21 protein-coding genes and 2 pseudogenes are annotated in these 17,232 nt (G+C 60.3%); 10 read left to right on the plus strand and 13 right to left on the minus strand.

Annotated features, from left to right (window positions below):
- Positions 1-46 precede the first annotated feature (46 nt).
- The 3 genes from FGD77_RS17265 to FGD77_RS17275 form a co-directional block, all read right to left on the minus strand.
- Positions 47-376 carry a sarcosine oxidase subunit delta gene (locus tag FGD77_RS17265; RefSeq protein ID WP_255011520.1) on the minus strand — a complete coding sequence of 110 codons (330 nt, stop codon included), beginning with the start codon at positions 374-376 and terminating at the stop codon, positions 47-49.
- A 105-nt stretch (positions 377-481) separates the two neighbouring features.
- Positions 482-676 carry a hypothetical protein gene (locus FGD77_RS17270; protein WP_255011522.1) on the minus strand — a complete coding sequence of 65 codons (195 nt, stop codon included), beginning with the start codon at positions 674-676 and terminating at the stop codon, positions 482-484.
- Between the two features lie 64 nt (positions 677-740).
- Positions 741-1,985: a sarcosine oxidase subunit beta family protein gene (locus FGD77_RS17275; protein WP_255011523.1), complete on the minus strand. Its 1,245-nt coding sequence runs from the start codon at positions 1,983-1,985 to the stop codon at positions 741-743.
- Positions 1,986-2,219: 234 nt separating this feature from the next.
- On the opposite strand from FGD77_RS17275, the gene ccmI reads away from it, so the two are divergent.
- From ccmI to FGD77_RS17290, 3 genes are read left to right on the plus strand one after another with little or no spacing between them, the layout of a single operon-like run.
- Positions 2,220-3,461 (plus strand): c-type cytochrome biogenesis protein CcmI, encoded by a 1,242-nt coding sequence (gene ccmI / locus FGD77_RS17280; RefSeq protein ID WP_255011524.1) that lies wholly within the window; start codon positions 2,220-2,222, stop codon positions 3,459-3,461.
- Entirely contained in the window at positions 3,458-3,934 is a 477-nt protein-coding gene (ruvX, locus tag FGD77_RS17285; protein ID WP_255011525.1) for a Holliday junction resolvase RuvX, read from the plus strand. Before ccmI ends, ruvX begins: the two co-directional genes overlap by 4 nt.
- Positions 3,931-4,194 carry a DUF1289 domain-containing protein gene (locus tag FGD77_RS17290; protein WP_255011527.1) on the plus strand — a complete coding sequence of 88 codons (264 nt, stop codon included), beginning with the start codon at positions 3,931-3,933 and terminating at the stop codon, positions 4,192-4,194. Before ruvX ends, FGD77_RS17290 begins: the two co-directional genes overlap by 4 nt.
- 59 nt (positions 4,195-4,253) lie before the next feature.
- Here FGD77_RS17290 and FGD77_RS17295 read toward each other — a convergent pair whose 3' ends face one another.
- From FGD77_RS17295 to dusA, 4 genes are all read right to left on the minus strand, one after another.
- On the minus strand, positions 4,254-4,673 hold the full coding sequence (locus FGD77_RS17295) for an MliC family protein (protein WP_255011528.1): 420 nt from the start codon (positions 4,671-4,673) through the stop codon (positions 4,254-4,256).
- Between the two features lie 120 nt (positions 4,674-4,793).
- The gene (locus FGD77_RS17300; protein ID WP_369682734.1) at positions 4,794-5,579 is read right to left on the minus strand and encodes a hypothetical protein; all 786 of its coding nucleotides are present in this window, start codon (positions 5,577-5,579) and stop codon (positions 4,794-4,796) included.
- Positions 5,576-6,400: a sulfite exporter TauE/SafE family protein gene (locus tag FGD77_RS17305; protein WP_255011532.1), complete on the minus strand. Its 825-nt coding sequence runs from the start codon at positions 6,398-6,400 to the stop codon at positions 5,576-5,578. Before FGD77_RS17305 ends, FGD77_RS17300 begins: the two co-directional genes overlap by 4 nt.
- A 60-nt stretch (positions 6,401-6,460) precedes the next feature.
- On the minus strand, positions 6,461-7,474 hold the full coding sequence (gene dusA / locus FGD77_RS17310; RefSeq protein WP_255011534.1) for a tRNA dihydrouridine(20/20a) synthase DusA: 1,014 nt from the start codon (positions 7,472-7,474) through the stop codon (positions 6,461-6,463).
- A 107-nt stretch (positions 7,475-7,581) separates the two neighbouring features.
- Here dusA and FGD77_RS17315 point away from each other — a divergent pair, with 107 nt between their 5' ends.
- The 3 genes and pseudogenes from FGD77_RS17315 to FGD77_RS17325 all read left to right on the plus strand — a co-directional run bounded on the left by FGD77_RS17315 (position 7,582) and on the right by FGD77_RS17325 (position 9,504).
- Positions 7,582-8,760 carry a tyrosine-type recombinase/integrase gene (locus FGD77_RS17315; protein WP_255011536.1) on the plus strand — a complete coding sequence of 393 codons (1,179 nt, stop codon included), beginning with the start codon at positions 7,582-7,584 and terminating at the stop codon, positions 8,758-8,760.
- 373 nt (positions 8,761-9,133) lie between these two features.
- Positions 9,134-9,310 (plus strand): annotated as a pseudogene (locus FGD77_RS17320) (beta tubulin); the annotation flags it as partial.
- A 68-nt stretch (positions 9,311-9,378) separates the two neighbouring features.
- Positions 9,379-9,504 carry a phage BR0599 family protein gene (locus FGD77_RS17325; RefSeq protein ID WP_255014309.1) on the plus strand — a complete coding sequence of 42 codons (126 nt, stop codon included), beginning with the start codon at positions 9,379-9,381 and terminating at the stop codon, positions 9,502-9,504.
- Positions 9,505-9,509: 5 nt separating this feature from the next.
- Here the strand turns inward: FGD77_RS17325 and FGD77_RS17330 are convergent, their stop codons facing one another.
- Together FGD77_RS17330 and FGD77_RS17335 are read right to left on the minus strand one after the other, a co-directional pair.
- A complete protein-coding gene (locus tag FGD77_RS17330) occupies positions 9,510-10,004 on the minus strand; it encodes a hypothetical protein (protein ID WP_255014414.1) in 495 nt (164 codons plus the stop codon).
- A complete protein-coding gene (locus FGD77_RS17335; protein ID WP_255011538.1) occupies positions 10,001-10,381 on the minus strand; it encodes a hypothetical protein in 381 nt (126 codons plus the stop codon). Before FGD77_RS17335 ends, FGD77_RS17330 begins: the two co-directional genes overlap by 4 nt.
- Positions 10,382-10,430: 49 nt before the next feature.
- Here FGD77_RS17335 and FGD77_RS17340 point away from each other — a divergent pair.
- Positions 10,431-10,875 (plus strand): annotated as a pseudogene (locus FGD77_RS17340) (peptidase).
- Positions 10,876-11,381: 506 nt separating this feature from the next.
- A complete protein-coding gene (locus FGD77_RS17345; protein WP_255014311.1) occupies positions 11,382-11,840 on the plus strand; it encodes an alpha/beta fold hydrolase in 459 nt (152 codons plus the stop codon).
- Positions 11,841-11,847: 7 nt separating this feature from the next.
- Here FGD77_RS17345 and FGD77_RS17350 read toward each other — a convergent pair whose 3' ends face one another.
- Complete coding sequence (locus FGD77_RS17350) at positions 11,848-13,098, minus strand: IS256 family transposase (protein ID WP_255005911.1); 1,251 nt, start codon at positions 13,096-13,098, stop codon at positions 11,848-11,850.
- Here FGD77_RS17350 and FGD77_RS17355 point away from each other — a divergent pair.
- Together FGD77_RS17355 and FGD77_RS17360 are read left to right on the plus strand one after the other, a co-directional pair.
- On the plus strand, positions 13,097-13,447 hold the full coding sequence (locus FGD77_RS17355) for a hypothetical protein (RefSeq protein ID WP_255011539.1): 351 nt from the start codon (positions 13,097-13,099) through the stop codon (positions 13,445-13,447). The genes FGD77_RS17350 and FGD77_RS17355 overlap by 2 nt on opposite strands.
- A 246-nt stretch (positions 13,448-13,693) precedes the next feature.
- A complete protein-coding gene (locus FGD77_RS17360; RefSeq protein ID WP_255011541.1) occupies positions 13,694-14,776 on the plus strand; it encodes a hypothetical protein in 1,083 nt (360 codons plus the stop codon).
- 16 nt (positions 14,777-14,792) lie between these two features.
- Here FGD77_RS17360 and FGD77_RS22490 read toward each other — a convergent pair whose 3' ends face one another.
- From FGD77_RS22490 to FGD77_RS17370, 3 genes are all read right to left on the minus strand, one after another.
- On the minus strand, positions 14,793-14,900 hold the full coding sequence (locus tag FGD77_RS22490) for a hypothetical protein (protein WP_369682735.1): 108 nt from the start codon (positions 14,898-14,900) through the stop codon (positions 14,793-14,795).
- A gap of 47 nt (positions 14,901-14,947) precedes the next feature.
- Positions 14,948-15,508, minus strand: coding sequence for a hypothetical protein (locus FGD77_RS17365; RefSeq protein ID WP_255011543.1), 561 nt, complete (start codon positions 15,506-15,508; stop codon positions 14,948-14,950).
- A 162-nt stretch (positions 15,509-15,670) separates the two neighbouring features.
- Positions 15,671-17,212 carry a S8 family serine peptidase gene (locus tag FGD77_RS17370; RefSeq protein ID WP_255011545.1) on the minus strand — a complete coding sequence of 514 codons (1,542 nt, stop codon included), beginning with the start codon at positions 17,210-17,212 and terminating at the stop codon, positions 15,671-15,673.
- Positions 17,213-17,232 lie beyond the last annotated feature (20 nt).

The raw sequence follows: 17,232 nt of genomic DNA on the forward strand, positions 1-17,232 counted from the left end.
CCCGTGATTCCGTTGGAATTTTGAGTATTTTCAGAACATTGAAAGATCATGCGAATTCCCTCCACGACCAGCCGGGGCGTTTGGCCGTGATCGTGTCCTTGATGGATTGTGGCGGCTCTAGCGTCTGGGCGGGATAGGTGCCGAAGACTTCGAGGGTGACGGTGTCACGCGCGGCGTGGAACCATTTGCCGCAGCCGTTGTTGTGGCGCCAGCGTTCCAGGTGCACGCCCTTGGGGTTCACCTTGGAGAAGAGGTAATTGTGAAAATCCTCTTCGGTCGAGCCGGGACCGAAGCGCTTCAGGTGCGCCTCACCGCCGCCGTGAAATTCGGTTTCCTCGCCAGTCACGCCGCAGCAGGGGCAGGTCAGGATCAGCATGGGGCAATCTCCGTGATGCTAGGATCGCCCGGAAGGGCGACGAACGCAGAAAGGGCGAACGCCAGATGGCGCCGCCCGTTTCGCGAAACCGTGGAATGGGATGTGTTATTCGCCGTCAACGGCGCCTTTGACAGCATCAACGGCATCACCGCCGCCTTCGATTGAAATGTTGAGGTCATTGCTGTCTTCTGCGCTGCTGTAAAACAGCCACCCCAGCACGACAACCGCGACCAGTAGGCCGCCAACGATGAAGGCGAGAAAGCTGTTGCCGGAATTCGGGTTTTGCTGCTGATCGGGCACGGAGTATCTCCTTGGTGACGGTGTTCAACCCGCCTAACGGCCCGTAGCGTGATAAAGTTCCACATTAGTGTGCCACCCCTGCTGCGACCGATTCATCAATAAAGCGGCCCTCGTAGAAGCGGTTCAGGCCGTACGCCTCGGTCAGGGGGGAGTGGCCCTTGGCCATCAGTTCGGCAAAGCCCCAGCCGGAGCCTGGGATCGCCTTGAACCCGCCGGTGCCCCAGCCGCAATTGACGAACATGCCGTCGACGGGGGTTTTCGACAGGATCGGCGAGCGGTCGCCGGTGACATCGACGATGCCGCCCCACTGGCGCAGCATTTTCAGTCGCGCGACCATCGGGAACGTCTCGACCAGCGCGCGCACGGTTTCCTCGATATGGTGGAAGGCGCCGCGCTGGGTGTAGTTGTTGTACCCGTCGGTGCCGCCGCCGATGACCATTTCGCCCTTGTCAGACTGGCTCATGTAGCCGTGCACGGTGTTGGCCATGACGACCACGTCCATGCAGGGTTTGATCGGCTCGCTGACCAGCGCCTGAAGCGAGACCGATTCGATCGGCAGGCGGAAGCCGGCCATGTCGGCGAGGTGGCCGGAATGGCCCGCGACGACGACACCCAGCTTGTCACAGCCGATGGTGCCGCGCGTGGTGTTGACGCCCGTCACTTTGCCGCCGGACTGCTCGACGCCGGTCACTTCGCATTTCTGGATGATGTGCATGCCCATATCGCTGCACGCACGGGCATAGCCCCAGGCGACCGCGTCGTGGCGCGCCGTGCCAGCACGGGCCTGCCAGATCGCACCCAGCACCGGATAGCGGGGGCCGTCGATATTAATGATCGGCACCAGCTGTTTGACCCGTTCGGGGCCGATATATTCGGTCTTGACGCCTTGCAGGGCGTTGGCATGGGCCGTGCGCTCGTATCCGCGCACCTCCGCTTGCGTCTGGGCCAGCATCATGACGCCGCGCGGGCTGAACATGATGTTGTAGTTCAGGTCCTGGCTGAGCGTCTCGTAGAGGCTGCGGGCCTTTTCGTAGATCGCGGCGGACGGGTCCTGAAGGTAGTTCGAGCGAATGATGGTGGTGTTGCGGCCTGTGTTGCCGCCGCCCAGCCAGCCCTTTTCCAGAACCGCGACATTGGTGATGCCGAAATTCTTGCCCAGATAATAGGCGGTCGCCAGGCCATGGCCACCGGCGCCGACGATGATCACATCGTATTTTTTCTTCGGCTCGGGCGAGGCCCAGGCGCGCTCCCACCCTGTATGGTTGCGAAGCGCCTCACGGGCGACGGCGAAGGCAGAATAACGTTTCATGCGCGGTCTCACTTTTGCGATGGATTCGCGGGTGGCGACGGGAATGGTGTATTTATGCGGCCACTGCCGCACAGCCCTTATACACGGTGCGGCGCGGTATGTGTAATTTGCGACAGCTGCGCCGCAGCGCCGCTGGAGGCGCGACATTTGGCAACAGGCGTACCGCTCCGGCGCATCGCCCCTTTCGCCGGAGCGCGCGCGCCGTTATGTGATCGGCATAGCAGGAGGAAACCCATGATATTCTGGGCTATCGCCGCCATTTTGGCACTGGGATGCAGCGGTCTGATTGCCGCCGCGTTGCTGCGTAGGCGCGGCGATGCAGTGCCGCCCGCCGCATATGATCTGGACGTCTACCGGGTGCAGCTGAAAGATGTCGACAAGGATCTGGCACGCGGAATCATCACCGCCGCCGAGGCGGAGCGTCTGCGCACCGAAGTATCGCGCCGTATCCTGTCCGCCGATGCCCAGCTGCGGCAGGTCGGCGCAGGCATTGCGCAGCCAAGCGGCGGCGCGGCCCTGCTGGCCGGTATACTGGCGCTGGTGGTCACGGCAGGCGCGCTGGCGGGATATTTCAAACTGGGCGCGCCCGGCTATGCGGATATGCCGCGCAGCGAAAGGCTGGCCGCGTCGGACGCGGCCCGCGCCGACAGGTTGGCGCAAGCGGACGCGGTGGCGCAGTTCGGCGTGCCCGAGGCCCCGATTGCCCCGGGCGAGGATTTTGCACAGCTGATGCAACAGCTGCGCGCCGCGGTCGAAAAGCGCCCCGATGACCTGCGCGGCCTGACCTTGCTGGCACGCAACGAGGCCGGGCTGGGCAACACGTCCGCCGCCCTTGATGCACAGACCCGCCTGATCGCGCTGCGGGGCGATCAGGCGTCCGGCGGCGATCACGCCTTTCTGGCCGATCTGTTGATCACGGCCGCTGGCGGGTATGTGTCGCGCGAGGCCGAGGCAGCATTACGCACCGCATTGTCCAAGGATCCCGGCCATCCCGAGGCGCGGTATTACCTTGGGATCTATTACGATCAGGTGGACCGGCCCGACGCCGCGTTCCGTACATGGGAACGGTTGCTGCACGACAGCCAGCCCGGCGCCGCCTGGATTGCGCCGCTGCGCACCCGAATCGTCAGCGCGGCCGATCGCGCCGGTATCCGCTATTCCCTGCCGCCGCTGACCGACGCCCCCGGCCCCAGCGCCCAGGATATCGACGCCGCTGGCGACATGACTGGCGAAGAGCGCCAGCAGATGATTCGCGGCATGGTAGACGGGCTGATGTCCCGCCTTGCCGATCAGGGCGGCCCGCCCGAAGAATGGGCGCGGCTGATCGCCTCGCTCGGCGTTCTTGGCGAGGCCGGGCGCGCCGCTGCGATCCGCGACGAGGCGCTGGTGATCTTTGGTGCCAACCCCGAGGCCCTTCAGGTGATCCGCGCCGCTGCCCAAAAGGCCGGCATTCCAGAAAGTGAGACGGCGCAATGATCCACGACGATATTGCCGACTATGTTGCCGCCCTACCCCCGGCGCAGGCGCTGATGGGCCTGGATCTGGGGGACAAGACGATCGGCGTGGCCATATCGGACCCGTTGCTGTCCGTCGCCAGCCCGCACGAGACAGTGCGTCGGCGCAAGTTCGGTCTGGACGCCGCGCGGCTGCTGGAGATCGTCGAGGCGCGCCGCATCGGCGGCATCATCCTTGGCCTGCCGCGCAACATGGACGGCAGCGAGGGACCGCGCTGCCAATCGACGCGCGCGTTTGCCCGCAACCTCAGCCGCCTGACCGACCTGCCCATCGGCTACTGGGACGAGCGTTTGTCCACGGTTGCCGCCGAACGCGCCCTGCTGGAGGCGGATACGTCTCGAAAGCGTCGCGCAGAGGTTATCGACAACATCGCCGCATCGTATATCCTGCAAGGGGTGCTGGATCGGATCGGACACATGAGGAGCACGCAATGATGGACGGCGAAGATAATTTTGCAGCCCAGCCCCCTGTCTGGACACGGGACGAGGTGCAATCCCCCTGCGTTCAAATCTGCGTGGTCCATCCCGACGCTCAGATTTGCACCGGCTGCCTGCGCAGCATTGATGAAATCACACGCTGGTCACGGATGACCGATGACGAGCGTGCCGCGATCATGGACGGGCTGCCGGCGCGCGCCGTCCTGCTGCGCCAGCGGCGCGGCGGGCGCGCCGCCCGGCTGGGGCGCGCCACCTGACTTCAGTTGCTGACTGTGGCAGCCGGGCGACGGGGCCGGGCCATCCTCAATCTCCAGCCTCAATCTTTGGTGTCTGCGCCTGCCATGTCGGTGCAGGCAACCGGATCGGCGCCTGACATTTCGTTGCGCAGCGATCCCTCATCGCCCTTGGTCCACCATTCCCGCGCGCCCGAAACATAGCGCGCGCCAGATCCCGAGATCACGTTGACGAAAATCAGATCCTGTCCGGCCAGCCGCATGACCGCCAGCGCATTGGCCTGAGTGTTGATGTATTGCACGATCAATTCGGTCCCATCCGCGCAGGAATAGCGGATCGAGTGGACTTCGTCCTGCGGCCCCGTCTCCAGTGGCAGCGACAACGTCGCCCCCGCCAGCGCAGGCGCCGCAGAAATGGCAATCGCAACCGCAAACGCCCAGCCGGCCAATGCCGTAAGTGATGATCTATCGGTCGATCTGCGCACAGAGCCAAGCCGCGTCATGGATGCGTCCTTTCCAGTCATGAAGGCGGGGCAGCAGCGCCCCAAACACGTTTCGCGCAGACCATATGCGCGCCCCGGATGCTGGGCAAGGGGATCCGGCACCCCGGTCCCGACATGGCGTCAGGGCGCCGACAGCCAGTCGGTTCCGTCGCCGGTGAACTCGGGGCGAAAATAGGCGATCATCCGGCCTTCCTCGGGCGCCTGCGCCCCTACGGGCCAAGGTGCGACACCATGTAGCGCCAGCCGATGAACCAGCGTCGCCTCGCCTGGCCGCACAGGCAGTTCCACCCGCGCGCACCGGGCAAAGGCGTCTCGCCGCGCGGCCTTGTAGATGTCGGTCAGATCGACCTCCCCCCACTGCTCGGGCGGCACGCCCTCCAGCGCGGCGGCGAAGGCGGCGCGCATCACCTCGTGACTGCCGTCCCACACCACCAGCGGGCTGGCATCGGCGCTTGTCTGCGTCAGCGGCACCCCCAGGATATAGGCGTGGCGTTCCTTCAGCATGCGCGCGCGGGAAGCGCCGATGGCCAGCAGACCGTCCACATGCGCCGCATCCCGCCGCTGGCGATAGCGAAAGGCCGCGTCGCTTTCGCCAGCGCGCGCACGGGGATAGCCGGGATAGGTCACCGACACCTGCCCCGCGTGCAGCGGCAGATCACCATACAGCGCGCACGCCTCGGCATAGGCTGGTCCGGTCAACGGTCCGCTATCCGCGATTGTGCCGCTGACGTCATTGGGCAGCGTATCCACCCCGACGAACCACGTCCCGCCGCATTGCAACCATTCGGCCCGGTGCGCCGGATCGGCGATCCGCGCCAGCGCCGCCACGCGCGCTACCCCGGCCCACGCAGCCAGCCCGGCGTCATGGCCAAACCACGCCCAGCCCCTGCCCAGCAGCCCGCTCACCACCCCAGCGCCTTGCGCAGCATATTAAGTGCGATGAGCACAAGGAACGCGCCGAACACGCGCTTGAGCGGTTTGGCGTCCATCGCATGCGCCAGCCGCACGCCCAAGGGCGCCGTCAGAAGTGTCATCGCGATGGTGATGGCAAAGGCCGGCAGGTTGACGGCACCGATGGTCAGCGGCGGGCGTCCCTCGGGTGCGATGTCCAGCATCAAAAAACCGATGACCGACGGCACCGCAATGGCGGCCCCAAAGCCTGCGGCGGTTGCGACAGCCCGGTGAATCGGCACGCCATGCAGGCTCATCAGAGGCACGCCGAAACTGCCGCCGCCGATGCCCATCAGCACCGACAGGAACCCGACGATGGGCGACAGCACCGTGCGCAGGCCCGCGCCCGGCATCGCCGCGCCCAGCCGCCAATGTGCCCGGCCCAGCCCCATGTAAATCCCGACACACAACGCCAGCCCGCCAAAGATCGCCTGCAACGTGCCCGACCGCAGCCCCGCCGCCACAATCACGCCCAGCACCGCCCCCACCGCAATACCCGGCGCCCATGTGCGCAGGATATCCCACTCTACCGCGCCCTTGCGGTTATGTGACAGGACCGACCGAACGGACGTGACGATGATCGTCGCCAGCGACGTGGCAAGGCAGATCTGCATCAATTGCGGCCCGCCATATCCCAGCGTCTGGAACGCATAGAAAAACGACGGCACCAGAATGATCCCCCCACCCACGCCGAGCAATCCCGCCAGAACGCCGGCAAAGGCGCCGATGGCCAGAAGCATGGCCGTCATGGCCAGCAGCAAGGTGGGATCGGGCATGGCGACGGCTCCTTGTTTCGGGGGACTTAATCGGGTTTGCCGGGCCGCTGCAAACGGAAATCAGGCGGCGCGCGCCGTCGTCACTTCGGCCAGCGCCGCTTCGATCAGATCGGAACCCGCGCCGGGGCGATGCGCACCCTCAGACAGCATGCGCCGCCACGCCCGCGCGCCCGGTCGCCCGGCAAAAAGCCCCAGCATATGCCGCGTGATCTGGTTCAGCCGCCCGCCGCCCGCCAGATGCGCCTCGGTGTAGGGCAGCATCGCCTGTACGGCGCTCTCGGCGGTGGTGTCAGGCGACGTAGCGCCGAAAATAACCCGGTCGACGGCGCTGAGGATTTCGGCAGGCTGATGGTAGGCCGCCCGCCCGATCATCACGCCGTCCAGCCCCGCATCCAGAAAACCGCGGGCCTGCTCCAAAGACGCGACGCCCCCGTTGACCGACAGGTGCAGACCCGGAAATTCAGCTTTCATGCGGTGCACCAGCGCGTAATCCAGCGGCGGGATGTCGCGGTTTTCCTTGGGGCTCAGCCCGTCCAGCCATGCCATGCGCGCGTGAATGGAAAACCGCGTGACGCCCGCCGCCGCAACCCGCGCAATGAAATCTGGCAGAATATCGCCCGGCACCTGATCGTCCACGCCGATGCGGCACTTGACCGTCACCGGCACCGGCACGGCAGCGATCATCGCGGCGCAGCACTCGGCCACCAGATCCGGCGACTTCATCAGTACCGCGCCAAACGTGCCCGACTGCACCCTGTCGCTGGGACAGCCAACGTTAAGATTGACCTCGCCATAGCCCGCTCCCGCACCCAACCTGGCGGCCTGCGCCAGCTCCGCCGGGTCCGACCCGCCCAGTTGCAGCGCGACGGGATGCTCGGCCCCGTCGAAATCCAGCAGATGCACCGCCCCGCCCCGTACCAACGCGGGCGCCGTCACCATCTCGGTATAAAGCAGCGCGCGGCGTGACAGCTGCCGGTGCAAGTAGCGGCAATGGCGATCAGTCCAATCCATCATCGGCGCGACGGATAAACGGGACGCATTGAGAACATTATATTTTTTATCTTTATCAGCCATTTACCGCTCAGTTATCCGTCCCGTTCTTGTCTCATATGTTGTAATTCTCGTCCATTTTTGGCATGGTTTACAACAAATGTTGTAACTCAGGCCTCATGTTGTAACCCATGGGTACCATCATCAAGCGAAAGCGGAAAGACGGCTCCACTTCCTGGCTCGCCCAAATCGCGATCCGGCGAGCAGGAAAGACGGTTTTCCGCGAGAACCGTACCTTCGAGCGCCGCTCGATCGCCGCGGCCTGGCTCGAGAAACGCGAGAAGGATCTAGCGAAGCCCGGCGCATTGGACGTCTTCCGCGCAGGCGACCACAAGCGCCGTGATGTAACCCTCGGCGATGCCATAGACAAATACGTTGATGATAGCGCGAAGGCAATCGGTCGGACCAAGTCCCAGGTACTTAAGAGCATCAAGAGTTTCGACATCGCGGGCAAACCTTGCGCCGAGATCGATAGCGCAGACATCATCGCCTTCGCGCAGGAAAAACTGAAATCGGGCGTGACGCCTCAGACGGTGTCAAACTACCTGTCTCATATGAGCGCAGTCTTCACCGTGGCCGGACCCGCGTGGAATTTTCCCCTGAACGACAAAGCAATGCGCGACGCCCTGATTGTCGCGAAGAAGCTTGGCTTGACCCAGAAGAGCCGGCATCGGGACCGGCGACCGACGCTGGACGAGCTTGATCGCTTGATGACGCATTTCCTCGAACGCTCAACGCGACGCCCCTCCTCCGTCCCGATGCACCGCGTCATGGCTTTCGCGATCTTCTCAACCAGAAGGCAAGAAGAAATCACACGCGTCAAATGGGCCGACCTGGACCAGGAGGGCAAGCGCATGCTGGTCCGCGACATGAAGAACCCAGGCGAAAAGATCGGCAACGACGTGTGGTGCGACCTTCCTGATCCAGCGCTCGCGATCATAGAGGCCATGCCCCGAAATTCAGACCAGATATTCCCCTACTCGACCGACGCGATCAGCGCTTCCTTCACGCGCGCCAATCAATTTCTCTGCATCGCGGACCTGCGCTTCCATGACCTCCGACATGAGGGCGTCTCCCGCCTGTTCGAGATCGGCTACAACGTTCCGCATGCAGCTGCGGTTTCTGGGCACCGATCTTGGGTATCACTCAAGCGATACACGCACCTGCGTCAGACGGGTGACAAGTACGAAGGCTGGGGCTGGACAACGGAAGTCACCACACCCGACCCAAAGCAGCGCACGAGAAGGCCAAATCGACGTCCGGCTACCGTCCGAATCAGGACCAAGCCGGTTCGAAAGCATGGAAATTAGTGCTTGAAGATAGATGCACAATACCTTGTTTTAATATAACTTTCAGCTTCCGGACTCTATTAGCTCCATCGTCCAGGATTCGCCGCTCGTAGCATTCGTCTGGCGCGATCTACTCCACAAAAAAAACAGCGGATGCAGTGTCCACATCATAGAACGGGCCACCGGCAGGTTTGCAAACAAAGTTGGTTGCGGGAGCTCACAACTCACGATTTCTGCGATTGACCGAAGGCGTGGTCCCTCGGCTTGCGGCGTAGATTTGGCCTGCTTTTCGGGAAATATCGCAGTTCGCGCTGATCGGACCGTTCGCGCGCGAGGTGCCTGCGCACTGCGATGCGCGCTGCGGGGTCGACCTGGAGAATTCCGTGTTAAGGGCATGGGCGGCGTTGTTGATTTCCTGTGCGACCAGGCGTTCACAGCCTCAGGACTCAGCGGTTTCACCGCTAGTTGGTTCCCCTTCGGCACTGTCGAATGGACCGGTGGCGCAAATGTGGTTCGGCGCGTCGAGCTCATTGCACATGACGTGACCGATGGCATTGCTGTGCTGACACTGCTCGAAGCGCCGGTTCGATCCATCTCTGGCGATGACGCTTTCACCATTCGAGCAGGCTGCATAAGCGCATCGAGACCTGCGGCGCGAAGTTCGCCAACACCGCCAACTGCCCGGGCTTTCCGCACTTCCCCGGCCAGGACGCCGTGCTGCGATACGCTACAAAGGATGGCGGGCATAAGGGAGCGATGCTGTGATCAGCCTATTGAGCAATGTGCCAGCTCATCGAACGGTCGCAGAGACCGCCAAGGCGTTCGCGAAACTTGTCATATGCGACACCATTAGAAAGCAGTTCCCAATCACTGTAAGCGGCCGCGCAAATCGACCTAATGTCTCTGTGATCATCTCCAATATTTCTGAATTGTGATCCGGCAGTGTACGAGATGATTAAGGAAAGGGAGAGCGCTGCTGTTCCAAATGAGGCAATCAAGCCTTTTGAGCGGTCGACACCGAACAAATAAATGGAAAGTCCCCCAAGAAGGCCGAGGAATGCTGGAATGATACTACCGACTGCACCAATTCGACTCATTCCACCTGCTAGTCCAGCACATGAACCTACGATTGATAAGACGACTAAAATAATCCCAATTTCTAGTTTTCGATCTCGTTGAACTGCTAGCGAGAGCACGAACGGAATTAAAGATCCGATCAAAACAGACGCGCCAAATATCTTCAATATATCAACTATGTGGTTCATTCAGAGCCTATACCGTTGAAAATCAGGTATCCAGACCCATTGCCTGCTTGAACTCCATGATCAGGAATCAAATACAGTTTGGCCGGATCCATGGTATCTCGATAGCTCTCCACCGCATCGCGTATTTCGTCTGGTACGGCCTCCTCAGAAATTTGAAGCGTGGAACCGTCTCCTCGTGCCACATATCCCTGAAAGCTCTCGGGATGAATGAATTTGGGTTGAACTTCAAAGAATGGCGGCGGCGGCGGTGCAGGGTCTCCACCGCCACCACCCCAAGGCACGCACTCAAATGGCCCTGGAGGACATTTAAAAACCGGCTGAGCATTAGCGGTGACACTCAGTCCCAAAAACACTGCCAAAGCCATTAATTCTCGCATGAGCATCTCTCCGATCAGAACGTACTATTTATAGCAGAAAACTGCCCTCATGATAGTCATTCAACGGCAGACAACCACACGCGAGCCAGTTGTTACTGTCGCACGGTCCTGGCTGGGCACTCCTTATCACGATCAGGCCAACCTCCGGGGCGGCGGCGATTGCCTTGATCTTGCACGGCGCGTCTGGCGGGATGTTGTAGACCCGGAGCCGTTCCCGATCCTGCCCTATAGCCGTGACTGGGTCGAACTGGCCCGGCGAGGTGCTGGCCAAAAGCGCGCGGGGTATAAAGCCGGGGATCATACCTTCCGAGGCCGGTCCCGGCGCGCTGGTTCTCTTCCGCATGAAGCCGCGCGCGATCGCCAAACATGTCGGGATGCTCACCGGGCCCGACACTTTTCTCAACGCCTACGTGCGTCTCGGCGTGATTGTCGAACCGCTCACCCTGTCTTGGCGGCGGCGCATCGCCTTCGCCGTCCTGCTCCCGCAACGCTGAGATCCCCACGTGGCAACTTTCGTTCTCGGTGTCGTTGGCGCTGCCATTGAGCACGCCCGCATAACGCGGCACCGCCTATGTTGTTTTCGAAGATCTGCCGCTCGGAAACTACAGCTGCTGATCATCGGAACCGTGGTCTGGTCGGTCAGTGACAAGCGGGCAAGACAGACGATGCGGGTGCCAGAACGATCATTCAATTGATCTTGTTTGAGTGACCGACAAGTGGGACTTTCCAGTCATTGACAGCACAAGCAAAACGGTCCGGTGAGCAGGCGCAGGAATTGTCATGACAACACTGTCGCAGACAGCTTCTTCCATCTTTTGAAACGCGAGAGGATCAGAAGGCGGACAGAAGAAAATGAACGAGGCAGGCATCTAGGAAACTAGGGGCACCTCAAAGAGATCAACTATGTGTGTTTCAATTCGGACAGAGAATCTTTCTGGAATTTCTGCTAACGTAGTATGCTAGTCATGAAAAGTCGCACGGAGGACGGCAAATTCGCGTTATCTACGTACACGGTGCCTTTGCCGATGCTGACAGCTGGTTCGGCATCCCCGAACATGTGGAGAACCTGAACGCGGATCTTATCCCTAAGCGAGTGGAACTTAAGCATCACGACAAGCCGGTTCAAAGCCTGAATATCGGATCGCTCAACGATTATGTCCGGTCAATCGAGGGCAAGCTCCCCGACGATGAGACCGAGCAATGCGTGCTTGTCGGGCATAGCCTGGGCGGGATGGCCATCTCCGCGGCCGCCGCGGACCCGGCCCTCAAGGGCCGGATCAAGCGACTGGTCTATGTCGCTGCAGTAATGCCTATGGCCGGCCAGACCGCCGGGGCACTTCTGCCGGTTCTGAGCAAAGGTCAGGGGGCCGTCTTGGCAGAGTTTCACAAACTGGGGCTCGTCGGCGCCATAAGAGCGATGACCACGCTTGCGTCGCGAGATATGGGCAAAAGTTGGTGACGCTTGATCAGGCGGCAGCTTGAAGTTGGCGGATCCCATCGCGGAACTCAATCCCCTGGATGATCTCGGGCATGCGGTTTTGACCGTCGAGCTTGCGCCACTTCTTCTGCGCCGACATCATCAGCTTGAAGGCCATGGCCAGACCGGTCTTGCGGCTGAGGCACCCCTTGGTTCGTTTGGTGCGATGCCGGACGGTGGCAAAGGTGCTTTCGATCGGGTTTGACGTCCGGATGTGTTTCCAGTGTTCCGCCGGATAATCGTAGAAGGTCAGTAACGCGTCCCTGTCTTTAACCAGCTTGGCCACCGCCTTATCCCATTTCACTCCGTAGTTTTCGACGAAGAAATCAAAGGCGAGGTTGGCCTTGGCTTTTGTCTCGGCCTGCCAGATATCGTGCAGATGGCCCTTGGCTTTTGCCTGCACGGATTTCGGCATCGCGTTCAGCACGTTCATGGTCTTGTGAACCCAGCACCGCTGTTCCCTCGTCGTGGCGAATGCCTCGCGCAGCGCCGTCCAGAACCCCAGGGCGCCGTCGCCGATGGCAAGCTTGGGATCCTGTTTCAGGCCGCGACGTCTGAGATCGAGCAGTAGCTCGCGCCAGCTTTGCGTGCTTTCGCGAAAGCCGTCGGTCATGGCCAGAAGTTCCTTGCGGCCATATTCGTCGGCCCCGACAACCACCAGAACGCATTGTTTTTCCTCGGCCATTCTCGGTTTGAAATAGACGCCATCCGCCCAGATGTAGAGAAAGCGGCGGTTGCCGAGATCGCGTTTCTGCCAAGCCTCGTAGTCTTTCCACCAGTCAGCCTTCAGCCGCGTGACAGTCTTGGCAGACAGGCCCTTGGCGTTCGGACCCAGCAACGCCTCCAGCGCCTCGGTGAAATCACCCGTGGACACGCCCTTGAGGTATAGCCACGGCAGCAGCTCTTCGACCGATTTCGCTTTGCGAAGATACCGCGGCAGGATGCTGGGCGTGAAGGTGATCTTGTCTTCGCCAGCGCCCCGATCCCGCACGCGCGGCACTTTCACGGGCACTGGCCCAATGCCGGTCATCACCTCGCGTTCGGGTAGGTGACCATGGCGCACCAGGCGTGCCCGCCCGTCCTCCAGCCTTTCTCCGGAAAAGGCGGCCATGAGCGTCGCCAGTTCGGCGTGGATCGCCTGTTCGATCAACTTGCGTGCGCCATCGCGGAGGACATCCGTGAACGCGTCGGTGCTAAATCCCGATGGATCGGGCAGTTGGGTAATGGTAGTCTCTGACATGTGGCATATCCTTTTCTCAGCAGAGAATCGACGGCGTCTGAACACCGCCATGATATGCCGCCCCTCAGGGCATCACCAACTTTCGCGCGTAACTCTGGCGTCGCAGCCAATGGGCGTGTTTGACGACCCAATGCCTTCAAGCGATGAGTATGATGCAGTGACCAAAGCCTATATCCGGTGCACCAAAGACGGGATCATACCGCATGGCGAACAGAAGGCGATGATTCAGGATATTTATGCGACCTCCGGCCAGCTTGTATACGAGAACGCGCTCGAAACTTTGCATTTTCCCCAACTGACAATGCCCGAAAAACTCGCCAGTATGATCGTCGATGCGATCATGGCTTAGGGCGTCGGAATCTTTTCACGGCATCGGCACGATGGGCCTCGAACCCAGTGAGCGCAGAGATGGGAGCCTTTCGCTCTTCTGCACGATTAGTTTTTTAAATTGGCGCGTCGGCGATGAGACTCGCAATGGCGGTTTGTTTCGCCAAGCTTTCTCATGTTAGAATATGATTTCAGTTACTGTATTCCAGTAAGTTAATTTCGCGCTGGATGCTTGTTTCACGGGATCTGATCAGGGGGAGGATGTGAGATGTCGGACAAGTACAAAGAAAATAAGCCTTGGATTGTCGCTTTTGGGTTGATTGCCTTGCTTGGAATAGCGGGACTAGCAGGCGCGTGGTTAAATGCCTCGATCCTACCTACGGAACATGACTGGATGGCCGACTTTTGGGCTCGGTTTCAGGTGATGTTTGTTTTCGCTGTTCTTATCGAACGCGCCACGGAGGTCTACCTGCAAATTACTGATTCAAATGGACCCGATCGCTTCAGCACGGCAATGGATATGAGTAAAAATAACAACGGTAAAAGTGATGGTGCGGCGGTCACCGCCGGATATGTGTCTTTTTTCATGGCGTTGATTGTCGCCTTGGTCGGCGTTCGTCTCGTTGGTACGATGGGGACTTTACAGACAGCCGGACATCCACTCTTGTTGACAGAAACCTTGAGCTACTTCGAGTCACGAACGGACTCTTCGGATGGCGCTGTATTCTCGGCGGCAGCCGATGCTCTAAAGAATGCTCTGGAGACCTTGGGAAACGCGCCCGAACCAGCCCAACACTGGTCCGCGCTATTGCTTTGGTTCGGAATAGACGTCACCATCTCCGCTGGCCTGATGGCGGGAGGTGCGACCCTGTTTCACGAGGTGGCCGAGGCTCTGCGCGGCGGATTGGGACGGTTGGGAGAGTCCATGGCCCTATCTTCTCAGGAACGGTCCGCAATGCTAGCGCGGCGCAACGCAGGCTCTCCGGCATACCTTATCTCCATGAGCAGAAGCTCTACGAGCGAGGGCGTGCTAAGTTTCACTCACGACTCGAACAGTGTCGAGGCCAAGATCATCTGCGACCCGAACTTTGCCGTTACAGAAGGGATCTACAACGATTGTTCGAAGACCCATCTGGAGATGAAGGTAGACGCGGCGGGAACACTCAGCCCGGTCCCCGTAATCTGGATTCCCAGCGCGAGCAAGACTGAACGGATCGGAATTCGCGCCGGCGAGCATGCCAAGAACGCGAACGGCAGTTTCCTTGTGGCGGAGGAAAAGTTTAAAGAACTTCACTCCGCCATACAGCCGCTGGACGGTCGGAACATCCAGGTTGTCATCAAGGACGTGTGAGCCGTCACGGCTCTGTCTATTGAACCCGCAAGCGTGACTTGCAACGCTTGCGTAGGTAGTGGAAACAAATCGAAGTGTTCCTTTGTGCGATCGTCATACTTACAGATGCATTTCTGAGCTGCACGAAATAGGGAGTCCTTTATCGGCCATGCCGACCCGCAGGACATTGGGCTAGTTTTTTTCGCCTGCCTTTGTGGACTGCACCAAGCTTCCACCAGAAATGATCCGGCAACTTCCTTTGCCCACATATTCGCGCAACTTCTTCTTGTCGCCGGATGCGCCTTCACCTGCCAGGACACGTCCGCGCCCATTGTTGTAATTGTCCATCTTCGTTTCAATCGCGGCCGACGATACGGTTTCGTGGGCATCGGCCCATTTCTTGGCCCAAGTAACCCCGACAACTGTGGAATCCGCCATCAGGAAATTCCAGTACATATGGCGGAACGCGTCGCCATTACCGTTGTGCTGGACCGCTTCGGAGCCCTCATACAGTTTCAACGCTGCGCTTTTTGCGCTAATTGCGTTTAGAAGGACTCCGGCTCCGACGATTGGGTTCTCGTCGAATAGCTTCTTCTCGGCAGCGTTCAGCTTATCCGAGATGAGCGGAAGATCCGAGAATCCGTCCAACGCCTCGAGTTCTGCCAGCGAGGTCGCCGATGCGATGCTGCGCAGTTGCTCTTCATTCGCCGCGGCTATGTCCGCAAGACGCTCGACTGCTCCAGTGTTTTCCATTTTTTCGCTCCTCGTTGGTCAGTCAGTGAAAGAACCCGTACACGCCCCAACCGGTGCGTGCCGAGGTTGCAGCAGGACCGATCTGGATCGCACGGCATTTGCCGAAATTGCTCTGCGACGAAACCGAAAGACACCCGGGCACGGGTAGTAGCACTTCCGGTCTCAACTGATATTCTGCGTTTCCGTCGGCCACCACCCCTGCGCCGCGCCATAACGGTATGCGCCAAGCACGTCGATACGTCCGGCGCCATAGTGATTCTCCTTTGACTGCGACTGCCCGGGCATCCTGACCGCTGACATTTCAATCGCCTCTTGCAACTGCGCTGGCCTTATCGAGGTACCCGCCGCCCTGGCTACGGAAATCAGCAGCGCCATACAACCGGCAACATGCGGTGTCGCCGCCGAGGTGCCATTGAAACTTATATAAGGGCTTGCAGCGGAGCCTCCTTCAAAATACCGATGTCCGCAGGTGTCGGTCGAACTGCCGGGCGCGCAAATATCCGGTTTGATCAAGCCGGGCTTCTCGCCATCCTCATAGGGATAGTCGTCGTATTCATCGCTTTCCCACGCCACCGGGCCGCGACCGGAACTTCCTCTGAGTTGATCGGATTGGTCGGATGATCCGCAGGTCATTGGCGAGCAAGTGCCTCCCTTTTGCGGCAAATCACGGTGCAGCCACGGCGGCGGGCAATTCCCCGGAGCACCGATGTTGCCGGGAATCCGGTAAGCGTACGACTCATTACCCTGATTGCCGCTACTGTTGGCATGAGCGATACCGCACCGTTCAATCCGTTTGCAGGTGCGCCGCCAGCCCGGATAATCGGGGTTCTGATGGCCCTTCCAGGTCACCGACATGGAAATCACATCCACCTGCTGTGCGATGGCGAATTCCAGGCAATTCCAGATTGCGGTTTCCGTTTCCCCAATCCTTATCGCGAGTATCTTCGCTTCGGGTGCAACGCCTGTCGACTTGCCGGATGTGCCGTCTCCGGCAACGATTCCCGCAACCTTCGACCCGTGTCCATGATGATCCATTGGATCGTCATCGCCACCTCCCGAGAAGTCGTATCCGTGATTGGGGTATTCACCCGACTCCCACATCCGGTCGATCAGATCGGGGTGTTTGTAGTTTACGCCGGTGTCTATCACCGCGACCAGCACGCCCTCGCCCTTGTGCCCCAGCGCCCACACCTTGGGAGCATTGATTTGCTTGACGCTCCATGTCGGCTTTGGTGCGTCTTCTTCTGTCGAGTCCGGCTTATGAGGGACGGGCAAGGCACCTAGTAATTGATTGTTGTCGAGTAGGTCGTCAAGGTACGCGCGCCGCACCATCTCGATATGGGTGACGTCGTCGCGATCGGCCAATCGCGAAATCATTGCCGCGTTGGCCTCCATGCGAATGGAGTTGTTGATCCAGAAGCGTTCTATGACGCGCGCTTGCGGCCCGAGCGCCTCGTCCGCCGCGCCGCCTTGTGCCGCAACATCACCCTGAAGAAAGCCCAGGAGATCAGCCTGACGTGCTTCTGCCTGGGCCTGGAGGTACGACAAAACTTCAGCGCGTGAAGGCTGCGGGCTGTCAAGGCTCGCCGAGAGATGCTCGGCATCCTCTTCGTCGTCGTCTGCGACGAACACGACGACCTCGACCGTATCTTCGCCCGACATGGTCATCAGTCGCGAGTTGAGGTCGGTACCGATTATCGCCATCTTGATCCTCCTTCCACTCG

The organism is Roseovarius sp. M141 (assembly GCF_024355225.1).
Lineage (GTDB): Bacteria > Pseudomonadota > Alphaproteobacteria > Rhodobacterales > Rhodobacteraceae > Roseovarius.